This window comes from Curtobacterium sp. VKM Ac-2887 (assembly GCF_015350935.1).
Classification (GTDB): domain Bacteria; phylum Actinomycetota; class Actinomycetes; order Actinomycetales; family Microbacteriaceae; genus Curtobacterium.
This window is the reverse complement of the sequence record NZ_JADKSB010000048.1, coordinates 1-1,061: the sequence shown is the minus strand read 5'-3', so window position 1 is coordinate 1,061 and position 1,061 is coordinate 1. Positions and strand designations below refer to the sequence as shown.

Below are 1,061 nucleotides of genomic sequence, written 5' to 3'. Positions count from 1 at the left end.
GCCCAGAAATCGAACGAGCATCAGAACTGAACCAGTACGAGCCGAGGTGGGTGGAAGTGGCTTTCCTCGCTCAGATCCCGTTGGTACCGGAAGCGGCAAGACAGGCGGTGCAGCTGGTCGTCGAGGCCCGCCGGTAGGGGATCGGCTGTTGAGGCAAACTTGCCTCGAAGGACGAGAACTTGCGTTCCCCGATCGTCCCGGCAGTAGCGTCACGTGATGATCATTGATGTCCAGCTCCGTCCGACGGGCCGCGCCCCGGGCGCGCGCCGGATTACTGAAGTCCTCTGATGGCTCGGGCCGTCCTGCTGGACTTTTTCAATACCTTGGCGATCCGTTCCTCGAAGGGTCTCTGGATCGATGCCGCGCTGAGACAAATCGGCAGCGGCGATGAGGTCGCTCGCGAGGCGCTCACGGCAAGACTGTCGCAGGTGTGGTTGGTGGCGCGGTCGCTCTTCCCGGCCGAGAACTGGGACCTGCACCCGGCGAAGCACCGCAGCACGTTCATCGCTGCCATCAGTCACGACGGTGTCGCAACGCCAGCACTTGCAGAGGCGCTGTACGACGTCATGCCGGACCAGGTGGAGATGAACAGGGGTGCTGAGGACTTCGTGCGAGCGATCCACGATCAGGGAAAGAAGCTCGCCATCGTGTCGAACACGGCGTTGGATGTTCGCCCGATCCTGCAGCGCTGGGGGCTCGAGTCGCTGTTCGACGCGGTGGTCCTGTCCTACGAGGTTGGATGCGTGAAGCCGGACCCAGCGATCTTCCGGGTGGCGGCACGCGAGTTGGGGGTCGAAGCGCCGGACTGCGTCATGATTGGCGATACACCAGTGGACGACACCGGAGCCGTCGCGGTGGGGATGCAATCCGTCATTGCGCAGCCCGAGCAGATGTGGAGAGCGTTCGAACTCGTGCTGGGCGGATCGAGGCGCTAGGTACATCGACGAACGGCATGGTTGTCGGAATCTGCGGCACACTCGATCGTGGCGTAGGCGCCCGAGTTGCACGACAGGTCCGGGAACGGATCGACGCGCTCTGGTGAGTGCTCTGGGGACCCGCCT

1 protein-coding gene is annotated in these 1,061 nt (G+C 63.6%); it reads left to right on the top strand.

Annotation, left to right across the window (positions count from 1 at the left end; translation table 11 throughout):
* The first annotated feature begins 287 nt into the window (after window positions 1–287).
* Complete coding sequence (locus ITJ69_RS20170) at window positions 288–935, top strand: HAD family hydrolase (RefSeq protein WP_194673847.1); 648 nt, start codon at window positions 288–290, stop codon at window positions 933–935.
* Window positions 936–1,061: the final 126 nt, after the last annotated feature.